Here is a 13,570-nt window from a genome sequence, read left to right as displayed (position 1 = left end):
TCGGACTGGGCGTCGGCTACAGCCTTTGGTTTCGGCTGCGCGCTTGTGGTTAAATACGGCGTCTTTTGCCCCGGGGCTTTTCAACGGGGCGCTCATCATAACAGGACGGCCCCGCCCAAGACAGCGGCCGTCATAGGGACGCAAGCCGCCATGCAAGTGAAACACCTGCTGCTGATCGCCATCCTCGCATTGACCGCTGCTTGCTCATCGAAGGAAGTCGTAGACGAAAACCTGAGTGAAGCCGAGCTGTACCAGCAGGCTCAACAGGACCTGGACAACAACAGCTACACCAGCGCCACAGCCAAGCTGAAGGCTCTGGAGTCGCGTTATCCGTTCGGTCGCTATGCCGATCAGGCGCAGTTGGAGCTGATCTACGCCAACTACAAGAACGCCGAGCCGGAAGCTGCAAAGTCCGCCGCCGAGCGTTTCATTCGCCTGCATCCGCAGCACCCGAACGTGGATTACGCCTACTACCTCAAGGGCCTGACCTCGTTCGACCAGGACGTCGGCCTGCTGGCGCGCTTCCTGCCGCTGGACATGACCAAGCGTGACCCGGGTGCCGCTCGCGACTCCTACAATGAGTTCGCCCAGCTGACCAGCCGCTACCCGAACAGCCGCTACGCGCCGGACGCCAAGCAGCGCATGATCTACCTGCGCAACCTGCTGGCCGCGTACGAAATCCACGTGGCCGACTACTACCTGACCCGTCAGGCCTATGTTGCTGCCGCCAACCGTGGTCGTTACGTAGTTGAAAACTTCCAGGAAACCCCATCGGTCGGCGACGGCCTGGCGGTGATGACCGAAGCCTACCAGCGCCTGCATCTGGACGACCTCGCAGCCACCAGCCTGGAAACCCTGAAACTCAACTACCCGAATCACCCGAGCCTGCAAGACGGCCAGTTCGTGCCACGGGTCGCCGAAGCCGACAACCGTTCGTTCCTGAGCAAGGCCACTCTGGGCCTGATCGAATCCCGTCCGCCGCTGCCGCCGGGAGAGACCCGCGCCAACCAGGACGTGCAGAAGCAGTTCCAGGACGCAAAAGACGCGATCCCGAACGAACTCAAGCCAAAAGACGAAAACGGCGACGTGATCGAAGAGCCGGAACCGGAGTCGAGCGACAGCGACCGTTCCATCTTCAGTTACATGACCTTCGGTCTGTTCGACTGATCACTGCGGTGATGCCAAAAAGGGAGATCTTCGGATCTCCCTTTTTTTGCGGCGTGTGATTGGGCTGTGCGCTTGTCGGGTCCTTGGCTAAACTGCCGAATCATTAGCCGAAAAGCCGCCCATCATGCTTCGTTTACTGTTCTGGATTGCCTTGATCGCCGCTGCTGTCTGGTTGTGGCGCAAATTCAAGGCCCCCGCCTCGTCCGTCCAATCGCCCCGCGAACAGGATGCTGCGCCGATGGTGCGCTGCGCCCACTGCGGCGTGCACTTGCCCCGCGACCGTGCGCTGAACCTTCAACAACAGTGGTATTGCAGCCAGGCTCACCTTGAGCAAGGCCCAGGTTCCAGTGATCGCTGAGGCCGACAACGCCGACAGCAAACAGGCCCAGCGACTGCTGCGCCTCTATCATCTGTACCGTTTGAGTGTCGGCATCACCCTGGTGTTGCTGATCTCCAGCAACATGGACAACCGGCTGCTCACCTCCACCAACGACGAACTGCTGCGCAATGGCAGCTGGTTGTACCTGGTGCTGAACATCCTGCTGGTGGTGTTCCTCGAGAACATCCGCCGCCCCGCCCAGTTGTTCGGCCTGGCACTGGTCGACATCCTGCTGCTGTGTGGCGTGTTCTATGCGGCGGGCGGCGTGGCCAGCGCGATCGGTAACTTGCTGATTGTCTCGGTGGCGATCAGCAATACCTTACTGCGACGACGCATCGGTTTGCTGATCGCCGCCATCGCCACCCTCGGCATCGTCGGGCTCAGCTTTCTGCTGAGTTTCAGCCATCCCCTGAGCGCCAACGATTATCTCCAGGCCGGCACACTCGGCGCCCTCTGCTTCGCGGCGTCATTGCTGGTGCAAGGATTGATGCGCCGTCTGGAGGTCAGCGAGAACCTGGCCGAGCAGCGCGCCAGCGAAGTCGTGGGGCTCGAAACCCTCAACACGCTGATCCTGCAACGCATGCGCACCGGCATTCTGGTGCTCGACGAACAGCGCCGGGTGCAACTGGCCAACCACAGCGCCAAGACCCTGCTGGGCCAGGCACACCTTGAAGGCGAGTTGATCGACGAGTACTCGAGCGCATTGGTCGAGCGCCTGCAACTGTGGCTGAACAACCCGACGCTGCGCCCGCAAAGCCTGAAGATCGGCGGCAACGGCGTGGAGCTGCAACCGAGCTTCATTGCGCTGGAACAGAGTCCGAACCGCCAGACCCTGGTATTTCTCGAAGACCTCGCACAGATCGCCCAGCAGGCCCAGCAATTGAAACTCGCCGCGCTGGGCCGGCTGACCGCCGGTATCGCCCATGAAATCCGCAATCCGCTGGGGGCCATCAGTCATGCCGCGCAGCTGTTGCAGGAATCGGAGGAACTCGACGGCGCGGATCGGCGTCTGACGCAGATCATTCAAGACCACTCCCAACGCATGAACCGAGTCATCGAAAACGTCCTGCAACTGTCCCGCCGCCAGCAGAGCGCACCGCAACGGCTGGATCTCAAGCCGTGGCTGGAGCAGTTCGTCAACGAGAGCCGCGAACAGGCCGGCGAGCGCCAGCACATTCACCTGCACATCGGTCCGGGGGATTTTCGCACGCTGATGGATCCTGGCCAGCTCACGCAGATTCTCGACAATCTGTTACGCAACGGCTGGCGCCACAGCGCCCTTTTGCACGATCCGGCCGAGGTCTGGCTGACGCTGCTGATCGACCCCGAAAGCACGCTGGCCGTGCTCGAGGTGCAGGACAATGGCCCTGGCGTACCGCTGGATCAGCAGGCCCACCTGTTCGAACCGTTCTTTACCACCAGCAGCCAGGGCACCGGCCTTGGGCTTTATCTGTCCCGTGAGCTGTGCGAAAGCAATCAAGCGCGCCTAGACTTCAAATCACGCCAAGGCGGCGGCTGCTTTCGCATCACCTTTGCTCACGGACGGAAACAAAGTTGAACACGAGCCCACGGCAAAAAATCCTCATCGTCGACGACGAGCCGGATATCCGCGAACTCCTGGAAATCACCCTGGGACGGATGAAACTCGACACCTTCAGCGCACGTAATCTCAATGAAGCCCAAGCGCTGCTGCATCGTGAGGCCTTCGATCTGTGCCTGACCGACATGCGCCTGCCAGACGGCACCGGACTGGATCTGGTGCAGCATATTCAGCAGCGCTATCCACAACTGCCGGTGGCGATGATCACCGCGTATGGCAGCCTGGAAACGGCGATAAACGCCTTGAAGGCCGGGGCTTTCGACTTCCTCACCAAACCGGTGGACCTGACGCGCCTGCGCGAGCTGGTCGGCTCCGCGTTGCGCATGCCAGCGGCGGGCAAGGTCTGCACCTCGATCGACCGGCGGTTATTCGGCGACTCCCCACCGATGCGCAACCTGCGCAAGCAGATCGACAAACTGGCCCGCAGCCAGGCACCGGTCTATATCAGCGGCGAGTCCGGCAGCGGCAAGGAGCTGGTGGCCCGTCTGATTCATGAACAGGGTCCGCGCGCCAGCCAGCCGTTTGTGCCGGTGAACTGTGGGGCGATTCCTTCAGAGTTGATGGAAAGCGAATTTTTCGGCCATCGCAAAGGCAGTTTCAGCGGTGCGGTGGAGGATAAACCTGGGCTGTTCCAGGCGGCCCATGGCGGCACGCTGTTTCTCGATGAGGTGGCGGATCTGCCGCTGCCGATGCAGGTCAAGCTGCTGCGGGCGATCCAGGAAAAAGCCGTGCGCAGCGTCGGTGGCCAGCAGGAAACCGTGGTCGATGTGCGCATCCTTTGTGCGACGCACAAGGACCTCGACGCGGAAGTGGCTGCCGAGCGTTTCCGTCAGGACCTGTATTACCGGCTGAACGTGATCGAGTTGCGTGTACCCTCTCTGCGCGAGCGTCGCGAGGACATCGAAGCGCTGGCCGACCATATGCTCAAGCGCCTGGCCAATGGCACCGGGCAACCGGCGGCACGTCTTCATCCTCATGCCCTGGAGGCGCTGAAAAACTACCGGTTTCCGGGCAATGTGCGGGAGTTGGAGAACGTGCTCGAGCGGGCGCACACCCTGTGTGAAAACCGCACGATCGAGGCCGAGGATTTACGCCTGAGTGAAGGCAACGGCACCGCCGAGGGCGGCATTGCCGACCTCACACAGATCGACAACCTCGAAGACTATCTGGAAAGCGTCGAGCGCAAACTGATTCTGCAGGCGCTGGAAGAGACTCGCTGGAATCGCACGGCGGCGGCGCAGCGGTTGAGCCTGTCGTTTCGGTCGATGCGCTACAGGCTCAAGAAACTGGGGCTGGATTGAGGGCCCCTTCGCGGGCAAGTCGAATCGTCGCACCGCCGCTCCCAAAGTTTTGTGCCGTGCTCAACTTTTGAGTAAAGCGCCGTACCCTGTGGGAGCGGCGGTGCGACGATTCGACTTGCCCGCGAAAGCGATTTATCAGGCACCGCTAAAAAACTGACTAGATGCGTCCGACTGGCGCATACGGCGCCGGATCAATGATCGGCGCACGCCCCAGCATCACGTCGGCAAACAACTGACAGGACGCCGGCGCCAGCACCAGCCCGTTGCGGTAGTGCCCGCAGTTCAGCCACAGACCATCAAAACCCGGAACCTGGCCTATGTAAGGAATGCCTTCCGGTGAACCCGGGCGCAGCCCTGCCCAATGCCCCACCACTTCGGCATCGGCCAGCGCCGGCAACAACTCGACCGCCGATGCCTTGAGGCTTTCCAGCGCGTTGTCCGTCGGGGTCTTGTCGAAGCCTTCGTGCTCCAGCGTGCTGCCGATCAAAATGTGACCGTCACGGCGCGGAATCGCGTAGCGCCCCTTGGCCAGCACCATGCTCGGCAGGAAGTCCGCCGCGCACTTGTAGAGAATCATCTGGCCCTTGACCGGCTCCACCGGCAGGGAAAGGTTCAGGGTCTTGAGCAATTCTCCGCTCCATGCGCCCGCCGTCAGCACGATCTGATCGCCAGCGATCACACCGGTTGAAGTCTGCACGCCCACCACCCGTTCGTCTTCACGGACGAACCCACTGACTTCGCACTGCTCGTGAATCGTCACGTTCGGCAGCGCCTGCAACGCTGCTTTCAAAGACTTCACCAGCCGCGGATTGCGCACGTTGGCCACGTCAGCCATGTAAATCGCCCGGGAAAAACCGCCACCGAGCACCGGCACCGCATCATGCGCCGCGGAGATATCCACAGCCCGCAGCGGACGGTTTTCCCGCGCGGCCCAGGCCAGCGCTTCGGCTTCGTCATCCAGGTCCAGCCAATACAGGCCGGTGGTGTGCACTTCGGGGTCGACCCCGGTATCGGCAAACAGGCGCTCGCCCAGCTGTGGATAAAAATCCTGCGACCAGTGCGCCAGCGCGGTGACGGCCGGGCTATAGCGCCACGGGTACAGCGGAGAGACGATACCGCCGCCAGCCCAGGACGATTCCTGGCCGACGTTCGAACGATCCAGCAGCACCACGCTGCCGACCTCGGAGGCGAGGTTGTACGCAGTGAGCAGGCCAATCACCCCGCCACCGACAATCACCACTTGCTGTTGCCTGGTCATGTTTGATCCAACCGTAAAAAAGACAGTGGGCGCAAAAGGCGCCCGAAATAAAGCGGCTCAGCGGCCCCAGCAATCCTTGGTGGTCAGCCCGGTGGTCGCGTTGTTCATGCTTCTGACACCAGTGTTGGTGAGGGTGAAATCCCCGCACTTGTCAGTGGCCATGGCCGTGCCGGTCTTGCGGGTCGCGGTCAGCAGGAAGGTTTGATCGGTGATCGTCGGCGTGATGGTGTAGAAATCGTTGCCGGTGCTCAACCCGGTGACACCGGTGTAGACGTTGTTCTTCGAATAGAAGCGTTCGAGGATCTGTGCCTGTTCCGACAAAGTGCTGACCACGTCGGCACGGCGGCCCTTTTTCACGTATTCGTTGTAACTTGGGAGGCCAATTGTGAGCATGATCCCAATGATCGCAATCACGATCATGATTTCGATCAGGGTGAAACCTCGGTTGGATCTGCGCATGCCTCGAACTCTCGCTTACTGAATTTGCCGCCACATGATACGACGGCTGCCGCCGCCGGATTTTTCCACCAGGGTGGTGATACCGCCACTGGAATCGTTCACGACCTTGCGTGATGCACCGTTGACGATGGCGTTCAGGGTCGGGATACCGCCGGTGAACACCACGCCGCTGGAAATCGTGTCGTTGCTGTCGACCACGCCATCGGCGTTGGTGTCGAGCACCGCGTAGTTGAGCATCTTACCGCTGAACGCATCGAGTTCGATCAGTTTGCCGGTACCGAAACTGGAACACGGGTCGGTGGTATCGACACTGGCCGTGGTGAACACGATGCGTCCCAGCACCAGACTGGCCTGATTGATCACCCGTTCGCCAGTCAAGGCGTTGTTGTACACCAGCGGCAGATACCAGCCCTTCTCCGCCGGATAAGTCGTGTCGTTCTGGCTGGTGGTGACGAACTGCCCGGTACTGCCGGAGAACACCCCGGTAATCGCCTGCGCCTGCAAACTGCTGACCGTGATCTGACCCGACCCGCCATCGGCATCCCACACCGAATAGAACGCCTGCAAATCCTTGTTGGTCTTGTCGGCGGTTTCGTTGAACTTGCCGGTGCCGACGAAAATCTGTTTGCCGCCCAGAGCATTGTCCGCCAGCAACGGTTGCGCGGTGATCGGCTGAGTTGCCCCGCCAGCCGTGGTGAACAACGGCTTGCCGGAAAACGCTACGCCCCAGCTGTCGGAGGACGTGGCGCTCAGGTCGAACTTCCACAACCGCCCTTTCAAGTCACCGCCATACGCGGCCTGCACCACGTTCTGCGAATTGACTCGCAGCTTCACCGAGGACAAACCGTTGGTGGTTTCCGTACCGTCGATGACAATTTTTCTGATCAGCGAACCATCGCGCACATCCAGCACATACAGCGCCGCCACGCCGGAGTTGCTGCCGTAACCATTGGCAATGAACGCCGCCCAGCGACCATCGGCCAAGCGTGCCACTTCCGGACGGGCATAGGCGTAACCCAGATCATTGAAAGCGTTGGAAGTACTGGCGGTTGTCGGCGCGCTGACTTCCCACAAGGCACGGATGACGTTGCCCGCCGAGGCGTCGAACAGCTGAAGCCCGTAGAAACTCTTGCCGCCGGCGCCCGTGCCGCCGATGGCCAGGGTTTTCCACGCCGTACCGAATTGCGCGTCGAATACACCGAGCTGACCATCCACCAGAAACTTGTGGCTGACGCCGTTGACGTAGTTCGGATCGGCAATCAGGCGCAGCGAGGGCAATACGCTGGACGGCATGTAGGCATACCGGCGGGTACCGTTGGCCGAGTTGATGACGCTGACAAAGCCGTCGTTGGCATTCACCACCAGGCTGGCATTCATGTTCGAAGCCTTGGTGGTCAGGTAAGTGCTGTAGGTCGTGTCACCGGCCAGATCGGAAGCGGTTTTTTCCGTGGGCGAAGCCAGCACCAGCGGCGAGTTGATGATGTCTCCGAGCAACACGCTGCGCACTTTAAGGCCGGCCTTGTTGGTGCCCTTGCTCCATTCGACCAGGTCAATGCCGCTGATGCCGGTGGGCAAACCCTGGCTGAGAACGGTCTGCTGGGCCGGGGAGAAGTTGCCGTAGGCCAGCGTTACCGCCGCGTTGTTCAGGGAGTTCCACGACTGGTAGGTCGGCGCAGTGGCACCGGGCACGATGGCCGTATCGGTGGTCCACAGCACCGCCGACGTATTGACCGCCCCGGCCGAGGTAAAACCAAAGGACTTGATCGTGCCGCGCCAGTCCTTGGGGTCATAACTGGTCTGGAAATAACTGGTGCCGCTCGCCAGCGTGGTGCCACTGGCCACACCGCTGCCGCCGGAACCAGCCTTGGAAGTGATATCGCTCAACGCCGAAGACAACGCGGCATTCAGACCGGCGCTGTCGGTCGCCTGGTAGTAGCGGCCCTGTCCGTAATCGGCGGCATCCGAGAGCATGTCGTTGGAAGCGGTGAAACCTACGGTGTAGGTGTTCATGTTCTGCCTGGGGAAATCCACCGCGTTCCAGCTCTTGCCCGCTGCATCGGTGCCGGTGGAACGCATGTCGATGTCGAAGGCGAACTTGGCGATATCGTCCAGGTACAGCGTATCGCCCTCCCCGTCCCCGTTCAGGTTGTTCCCGTCATTGTTGATGCCGTCCCAGTTCGGCAGGCGGCTGCCACCCAGCGGGTCGTTGCTGGGAAAGGTGCGGTCATAGGTCGGCAAACCATCAGTGATCACCACCCCGTAGTTTTTCTGGCAGCGGTACTGGATCGGGCTGGTGTAAGTGCTCGGCGTGCTGTTGTAGTACGGCGCCATCCCGCGCATGTAGCGAGTGATTTCGTAATAGGTCTCGGCCAGTGGTGTATTGGCCACCGCGCTCAGGCCGTTGATCGAGGAAATCAGCGCGTTGTAATTGGTATCGGCCTGGGCCTGGGTCACGCTGCCGCTGACCGGTGACAGGTCGCTGATGGAGCGGGCAATGAAACCGCCGTTGCCGGGATTGTTGCTGGTGGCCGGGTTGAAGGTGGCCAGACCCATGCGCAGGTTGCGGTTGCTGGTGACCAGTGCGGTGGAAACGTTGCGCGCCACGTTGATCCGGTAATCGTTGGGAATGGCTCCAGTGGTGAAGTCGCGCGTTCCGTTGCTGATCGCCAGACTCACCACGTAGGAAATGTAATCCGCCGAATAGCGGGTGTTGCCGCTGCCCACCGGATCCGGCAGCTTCAGGCAGAGCGGCGTCAGGCTGTTGTTGTAGAACGCATAGGCGCCGCCGGAGCAGCCGGAGGTTGGCAGGCTTGAGAGAAAGATCGTATCGCCGGTAATGGCGGTCGAGCTCAGGCACAGGCCAATGACTGCGTTGCACTGGCGGGCCGGCGTGCGATCCACGGTCGGATCGAACCCTGTCGCATAGATGATGCTGTTCATGCTGCCCGAGTCGTCGATCATCAACATGACGTTCGGCGGCACGGCGGCCGCGCTCAACAGCGGCGAATCGGACGGCGTGAAAGCATACGCCGGTGCCGCCAGATAGAGCCCGGTCAGCATGCCAAGCAGCAGCGACAGCCACTTGAAGCGTCGCTCAATACTTCGCATAGACACTCTCCACCACACTGCGCGAAGTACCGGCGATGCCGACGGCCGTGACCCGGTACAAGGTCGCCGAGGTGTTGCTCGGTACGTTCACCGCCGTCAGGGTCGTGCCGATATTCTGCACCCCGTAGAACCCGCTGCCGGCAGCGACCCAGGTGACGCCCGAGGTGGAATTGAACCCGGCCGCGCTGACCACCGAGGACTCCGCCGGCGGCGCGCATTGGGTAGGGCTGGCGCACACCGCCAGCGCGTAGCCATCCAGTTGCACCGCACTTTCGCCGATGCGCAGCGCCGCCTCGGCAGTCTGGAAAGACTGATTGCGCAAGCTGACGCTGCCGGCCATTTTTTCCTGCAGGTTGGCGCTTTGCATCGATGACAGGCCGATCACCGTGAGGAGCAACAGAAACACCAGTGTCACCAGTAACACCATGCCTCGTTGAGTCCGATGTTTCGTTAAAGAAAGGCTCATTCCCGGCCCTCACTGCAACCGGTTGCGCAAAGCGGCAACCACGTTGAAGGTTTGATTGCGGACCCGATTATTCGGATCAGTGAGGGTCAGGCTCAGGCGTACGCTGCGAATCCGCGCCGGATCACCGGGGTTGGCGCTGTAGGTGGACGCCGCAACATCGGTCGCGGAACTCGCCAGACCAAACATCACGGTGAACGCACTGACATTGTTCACCAGCACCTGCTGGGCGGGGTTGCCGCTGCCGGTGCCCATCAGAATCTGGTTGTTGCTGAAACTGTAGACCAGCCGACGGATCGGGAACGCGATCTGTCCCGTCGCCGCAGCCCGCAAGCCGGTATAAGCGGTGGCGCTGTTGCGGCAATCGGAGACCACGGTCCAGGTCGGAGTACCGCCCGCGCTGCCGACATCGGCGGTGACCAGGGTCAGTTTGAGATTGGCGTTGTCCCAACTGATCGGCGTGATCTGGGCCGCATTGAAATCTCCCGCCGAGCTGGAATCGGTAATCGTGCCCAGGCAGCCGAACATGCCCACCATGCGCAGTTCCTGAATCATCTTGCTCAACACGAACCGCGCGTCCTCCTGCATGGCGGCCGCACTGTTCTGGCTGACGTAAGTGTTCTTCGCCGCCAGGAAGATCTGCACCACGCCGAGCACCACGATCAGCCCCAGCGCCAGAGCGACCAGCATTTCGATCAGGCCGAAACCCAGGTTATGGCGCTTCATGGCGTGGCCACCGGATCGACCGCGGCGCGGCTGGTCAGGACAAAGCTGCGGGTTGCACCGGTCGTATTGGCGGCGCGCGCGTCACTCCAGGTGATGGTGATGGTGTACACGCGTTGATTGAGGGTGATGCTGCCGGTGGCGGTCGGGCCGCCGAAATTGACGATGTTGGTGGTGAAGTCGTAGAGATCCTGATCCCGGGCGACACTCAGGTTACCCGTGGTCGGCGGTGTGACGGTGTAGTCGGCGCCGGAATTGGCGCGAATCCGGTCCATCATGTCGTAGGCGATGAAACTCGCCTGGCTGGTCATCCGCGAGCTGTCGGTGTACTTCAGCGCATTGAGCTGAACCGCCGCCGCGCCCAGCAACCCGACCGTCAGAATCAACAACGCGACCAGCACTTCGATCAGCGTCATGCCCTCCTGTGCGTACTTGCTCCCTGCCTTCATCCGCAACTTCCACCCAATTGAATTCGTCCGTTCAGACACACGTTCAGCGTCCTGCTTTGCGTGCCCAGCGTGTAACTGATGACCACCGCCGTGGATGGCGCCGCCAGCCCGCCCAGATTGTTGAAATCCAGCGCGGTCACTCCAGAGGGTAGCGTCAGAGTCGCGCCGCTGCTCATTGCTGGAACAACCCGCAATACATTGGCCGGAGTGCCAGTACTGTCGTAGACCGATAACTCGCCGGTCCAGACACTGCCGCCGGCGCTCGGCCGCAGGCGGGTTGTGATACCCCGGTTGATCGCCTCGAGCCTGGCGTAATTGAGGGCCCGTTGCAGGTCGCCGACCTCGGTGTCGGCCTTGCTGCCCTGCACCGAACGGGTGAATGCCGGCACCGCCATCGTGATCAGGATCACAAACACCGCGACCGCCACCAACAGCTCGATCAGCGTGAAACCTTTTGTACGATGATCCATCGATGCCCTCCGTTGCCGTCGGCTATACCTGTACAAACCTAGAACATTCGACCGGCATGCGCCGGTTGATTTACCGCGTGCGGCGCACGGATTGCGCCGCCGTGCACAATCCAGGGAGGAGGCGCACATGCCGCAACAGGGTTTCAGTCTGGTCGAACTGCTAATGGGACTGGCGATCGGCGTAATTGTTCTGTCGCTGGTCAGTCCGGCACTGGCGGACTTCACCGAATCAAACCGACGGCAACAGGCTGCGCAGTCTTTGCTCGACGGGATTCGTAATGCCCGCACCATGGCCATCACGCGCAACCAGAGCGTGGTGATTCATGGCATCAACGGTGATTGGAGCCAGGGCTGGCGGATCATTCTGGATATCAGCGGAAAAGGATCGGAGGACACCGATAATCCATTGCTGATCGAGCAGGCGAGTGATGGACGGATACCGATTGTCGGCAACTGGTTGGTGAGCCGGTACATACGCTTCAGCAGCCTGGGCCAGCCACTGGTGCCGGACCGCAAGTTTCAGGCAGGGACGTTACATCTATGCTCGGCTCGCGAGCCGGTCAGCCAGCTCCAGGTGGTGCTGGCGGCGACCGGTCGCATACGCCTGGCCAGACAAAAGACTGAACAGGCGCTTTGCCGAAAGGATAAAGCGATCAGATCGAGCGAACGCGCAGCTCTTTAGGCATCGAGAACGTGATGTTCTCCTCACGCCCGGCCAGTTCGTCGGCGCCAGTGGCGCCCCAGGCCTGCAACTGCTGGATCACGCCACGCACCAGCACTTCCGGAGCGGAGGCACCGGCCGTGATGCCGATACGCTCGACACCGTCGAACCAGCTCTTCTGCAGGTCTTCGGCGCCATCGATCAGGTAGGCCGGCGTGGCCATGCGCTCGGCCAGCTCACGCAGGCGGTTGGAGTTGGAGCTGTTCGGGCTGCCCACTACCAACACCACGTCGCATTCGTCGGCCAGTTGCTTGACTGCGTCCTGACGGTTTTGGGTGGCGTAGCAGATATCGTCCTTGCGCGGTCCGCCAATGGCCGGGAAACGCGTACGCAGCGCATCGATGACACGGCTGGTGTCATCCATGGACAACGTGGTCTGGGTGACGAAGGCGAGTTTTTCAGGGTTGTGCACCTGCAACTCGGCGACATCCTTCTCGTCTTCGACGAGGTAGATCGCGCCGCCATTGCTGGCGTCGTACTGGCCCATGGTGCCTTCGACTTCCGGGTGACCGGCGTGGCCGATCAGGATGCACTCGCGACCGTCACGGCTGTATTTCGCGACTTCGATGTGCACCTTGGTCACCAGCGGGCAGGTGGCGTCGAATACTTTCAGGCCACGGCCGGCGGCTTCGGTACGCACGGCTTGCGAAACGCCGTGGGCACTGAAGATCACGATCACGTCGTCCGGTACCTGATCCAGTTCTTCGACGAAGATCGCGCCACGACTGCGCAGGTCTTCAACCACGAACTTGTTGTGCACCACTTCGTGACGCACATAGATCGGCGGCCCGAAAACCTCCAGGGCGCGGTTGACGATTTCGATCGCCCGGTCCACGCCGGCGCAGAAGCCACGGGGGTTGGCGAGTTTGATTTGCATGCTGTGCCTCGTGTCTTGCGCGCAAGAAAATGGATCATTGCAATCCCTGTGGGAGCGAGCTTGCTCGCGAAAGCGGTGTGTCAGACAACTTTTATGTTGAATGTCAGTCAGCATTCGCGAGCGAGCCCGCCCCCACAGGGGTTCTGCTGTGTTACTCAGAGCGCTTTGACGGAGAAGATTTCCACGTCAAAGGTCAGCGTCTTGCCAGCCAGCGGGTGGTTGAAGTCGACGGTCACTTGCGCGTCGTCGAACTCTTTCACCACACCCGGCAGCTCAGTATTGGCCGCATCGTTGAAGATCACCAGCAGACCCGGCGAAAGCTCCATGTCCGCAAACTGCGAACGCGGAATAACCTGTACGTTTTGCGGGTTCGGCTGGCCGAAGGCGTTTTCCGGCTCGACGGTCAGCGTACGCTTGTCGCCCGCCTTGAAACCGAACAGTGCCGCCTCGAAGCCCGGCAGCAGGTTGCCGTCGCCGACCTTGAAGGTCGCGGGGGCTTTGTCGAAAGTGCTGTCGACCGTGTCGCCGTTCTCCAGGCGCAATGCAAAGTGCAAGGTGACTTCCGTGTTCTGGCCGATACGTTGCTCAGCCAATA

14 protein-coding genes are annotated in these 13,570 nt (G+C 61.2%); 5 read left to right on the top strand and 9 right to left on the bottom strand.

All coding sequences use genetic code 11. The features are described 5' to 3' along the window. The first annotated feature begins 150 nt into the window (after positions 1-150). The 4 genes from CAF63_RS24625 (at position 151) to CAF63_RS24610 (ending at position 4,447) form a co-directional block, all read left to right on the top strand. A complete protein-coding gene (locus tag CAF63_RS24625; RefSeq protein WP_039771681.1) occupies positions 151-1,167 on the top strand; it encodes an outer membrane protein assembly factor BamD in 1,017 nt (338 codons plus the stop codon). Positions 1,168-1,291: 124 nt separating this feature from the next. Continuing rightward, positions 1,292-1,525: a PP0621 family protein gene (locus tag CAF63_RS24620; protein WP_085689755.1), complete on the top strand. Its 234-nt coding sequence runs from the start codon at positions 1,292-1,294 to the stop codon at positions 1,523-1,525. Then, positions 1,515-3,104 carry a PAS domain-containing sensor histidine kinase gene (locus CAF63_RS24615; protein ID WP_085689753.1) on the top strand — a complete coding sequence of 530 codons (1,590 nt, stop codon included), beginning with the start codon at positions 1,515-1,517 and terminating at the stop codon, positions 3,102-3,104. The genes CAF63_RS24620 and CAF63_RS24615 overlap by 11 nt, the downstream gene beginning before the upstream one ends. Beyond that, on the top strand, positions 3,101-4,447 hold the full coding sequence (locus tag CAF63_RS24610; RefSeq protein ID WP_085689751.1) for a sigma-54 dependent transcriptional regulator: 1,347 nt from the start codon (positions 3,101-3,103) through the stop codon (positions 4,445-4,447). The genes CAF63_RS24615 and CAF63_RS24610 overlap by 4 nt, the downstream gene beginning before the upstream one ends. A gap of 157 nt (positions 4,448-4,604) precedes the next feature. Here CAF63_RS24610 and thiO read toward each other — a convergent pair whose 3' ends face one another. From thiO to CAF63_RS24575, 7 genes are read right to left on the bottom strand one after another with little or no spacing between them, the layout of a single operon-like run. Next, positions 4,605-5,705: a glycine oxidase ThiO gene (thiO, locus tag CAF63_RS24605; protein ID WP_085689749.1), complete on the bottom strand. Its 1,101-nt coding sequence runs from the start codon at positions 5,703-5,705 to the stop codon at positions 4,605-4,607. A 57-nt stretch (positions 5,706-5,762) separates the two neighbouring features. Beyond that, positions 5,763-6,164 (bottom strand): type IV pilin protein, encoded by a 402-nt coding sequence (locus tag CAF63_RS24600; protein WP_085612620.1) that lies wholly within the window; start codon positions 6,162-6,164, stop codon positions 5,763-5,765. Between the two features lie 15 nt (positions 6,165-6,179). Beyond that, on the bottom strand, positions 6,180-9,272 hold the full coding sequence (locus tag CAF63_RS24595) for a pilus assembly protein (RefSeq protein ID WP_085689747.1): 3,093 nt from the start codon (positions 9,270-9,272) through the stop codon (positions 6,180-6,182). After that, positions 9,259-9,738, bottom strand: a complete 480-nt coding sequence (locus CAF63_RS24590; RefSeq protein ID WP_085689745.1) for a PilX N-terminal domain-containing pilus assembly protein — start codon at positions 9,736-9,738, stop codon at positions 9,259-9,261. Before CAF63_RS24590 ends, CAF63_RS24595 begins: the two co-directional genes overlap by 14 nt. 9 nt (positions 9,739-9,747) lie before the next feature. Further along, positions 9,748-10,461 (bottom strand): PilW family protein, encoded by a 714-nt coding sequence (locus CAF63_RS24585; protein WP_085689743.1) that lies wholly within the window; start codon positions 10,459-10,461, stop codon positions 9,748-9,750. Next, on the bottom strand, positions 10,458-10,907 hold the full coding sequence (gene pilV / locus CAF63_RS24580) for a type IV pilus modification protein PilV (RefSeq protein ID WP_085689741.1): 450 nt from the start codon (positions 10,905-10,907) through the stop codon (positions 10,458-10,460). Before pilV ends, CAF63_RS24585 begins: the two co-directional genes overlap by 4 nt. Further along, entirely contained in the window at positions 10,904-11,377 is a 474-nt protein-coding gene (locus CAF63_RS24575; RefSeq protein ID WP_085689738.1) for a GspH/FimT family pseudopilin, read from the bottom strand. The genes pilV and CAF63_RS24575 overlap by 4 nt, the downstream gene beginning before the upstream one ends. 127 nt (positions 11,378-11,504) lie before the next feature. Here CAF63_RS24575 and CAF63_RS24570 point away from each other — a divergent pair, with 127 nt between their 5' ends. Further along, positions 11,505-12,059, top strand: coding sequence for a GspH/FimT family protein (locus CAF63_RS24570; protein WP_085689736.1), 555 nt, complete (start codon positions 11,505-11,507; stop codon positions 12,057-12,059). Here CAF63_RS24570 and ispH read toward each other — a convergent pair. Beyond that, complete coding sequence (gene ispH / locus CAF63_RS24565) at positions 12,031-12,975, bottom strand: 4-hydroxy-3-methylbut-2-enyl diphosphate reductase (protein ID WP_038361699.1); 945 nt, start codon at positions 12,973-12,975, stop codon at positions 12,031-12,033. The genes CAF63_RS24570 and ispH overlap by 29 nt on opposite strands. 155 nt (positions 12,976-13,130) lie before the next feature. Continuing rightward, positions 13,131-13,568, bottom strand: a complete 438-nt coding sequence (gene fkpB / locus CAF63_RS24560) for an FKBP-type peptidyl-prolyl cis-trans isomerase (protein ID WP_173861359.1) — start codon at positions 13,566-13,568, stop codon at positions 13,131-13,133. Positions 13,569-13,570 lie beyond the last annotated feature (2 nt).

This window comes from Pseudomonas sp. B20(2017), assembly GCF_002113125.1.
Taxonomy (GTDB): Bacteria; Pseudomonadota; Gammaproteobacteria; order Pseudomonadales; family Pseudomonadaceae; genus Aquipseudomonas.
This window is presented reverse-complemented; position numbering and strand designations above follow the sequence as displayed.

Coding starts and splice junctions, on each gene's coding strand:
- thiO (WP_085689749.1), bottom strand. CDS start 5,705: ATGACCAGGCAACAGCAAGTGGTGATTGTCGGTGGCGGGGTGATTGGC.
- CAF63_RS24570 (WP_085689736.1), top strand. CDS start 11,505: ATGCCGCAACAGGGTTTCAGTCTGGTCGAACTGCTAATGGGACTGGCG.
- CAF63_RS24595 (WP_085689747.1), bottom strand. CDS start 9,272: ATGCGAAGTATTGAGCGACGCTTCAAGTGGCTGTCGCTGCTGCTTGGC.
- CAF63_RS24620 (WP_085689755.1), top strand. CDS start 1,292: ATGCTTCGTTTACTGTTCTGGATTGCCTTGATCGCCGCTGCTGTCTGG.
- CAF63_RS24575 (WP_085689738.1), bottom strand. CDS start 11,377: ATGGATCATCGTACAAAAGGTTTCACGCTGATCGAGCTGTTGGTGGCG.
- pilV (WP_085689741.1), bottom strand. CDS start 10,907: ATGAAGGCAGGGAGCAAGTACGCACAGGAGGGCATGACGCTGATCGAA.
- CAF63_RS24600 (WP_085612620.1), bottom strand. CDS start 6,164: ATGCGCAGATCCAACCGAGGTTTCACCCTGATCGAAATCATGATCGTG.
- ispH (WP_038361699.1), bottom strand. CDS start 12,975: ATGCAAATCAAACTCGCCAACCCCCGTGGCTTCTGCGCCGGCGTGGAC.
- CAF63_RS24590 (WP_085689745.1), bottom strand. CDS start 9,738: ATGAGCCTTTCTTTAACGAAACATCGGACTCAACGAGGCATGGTGTTA.
- CAF63_RS24625 (WP_039771681.1), top strand. CDS start 151: ATGCAAGTGAAACACCTGCTGCTGATCGCCATCCTCGCATTGACCGCT.
- CAF63_RS24585 (WP_085689743.1), bottom strand. CDS start 10,461: ATGAAGCGCCATAACCTGGGTTTCGGCCTGATCGAAATGCTGGTCGCT.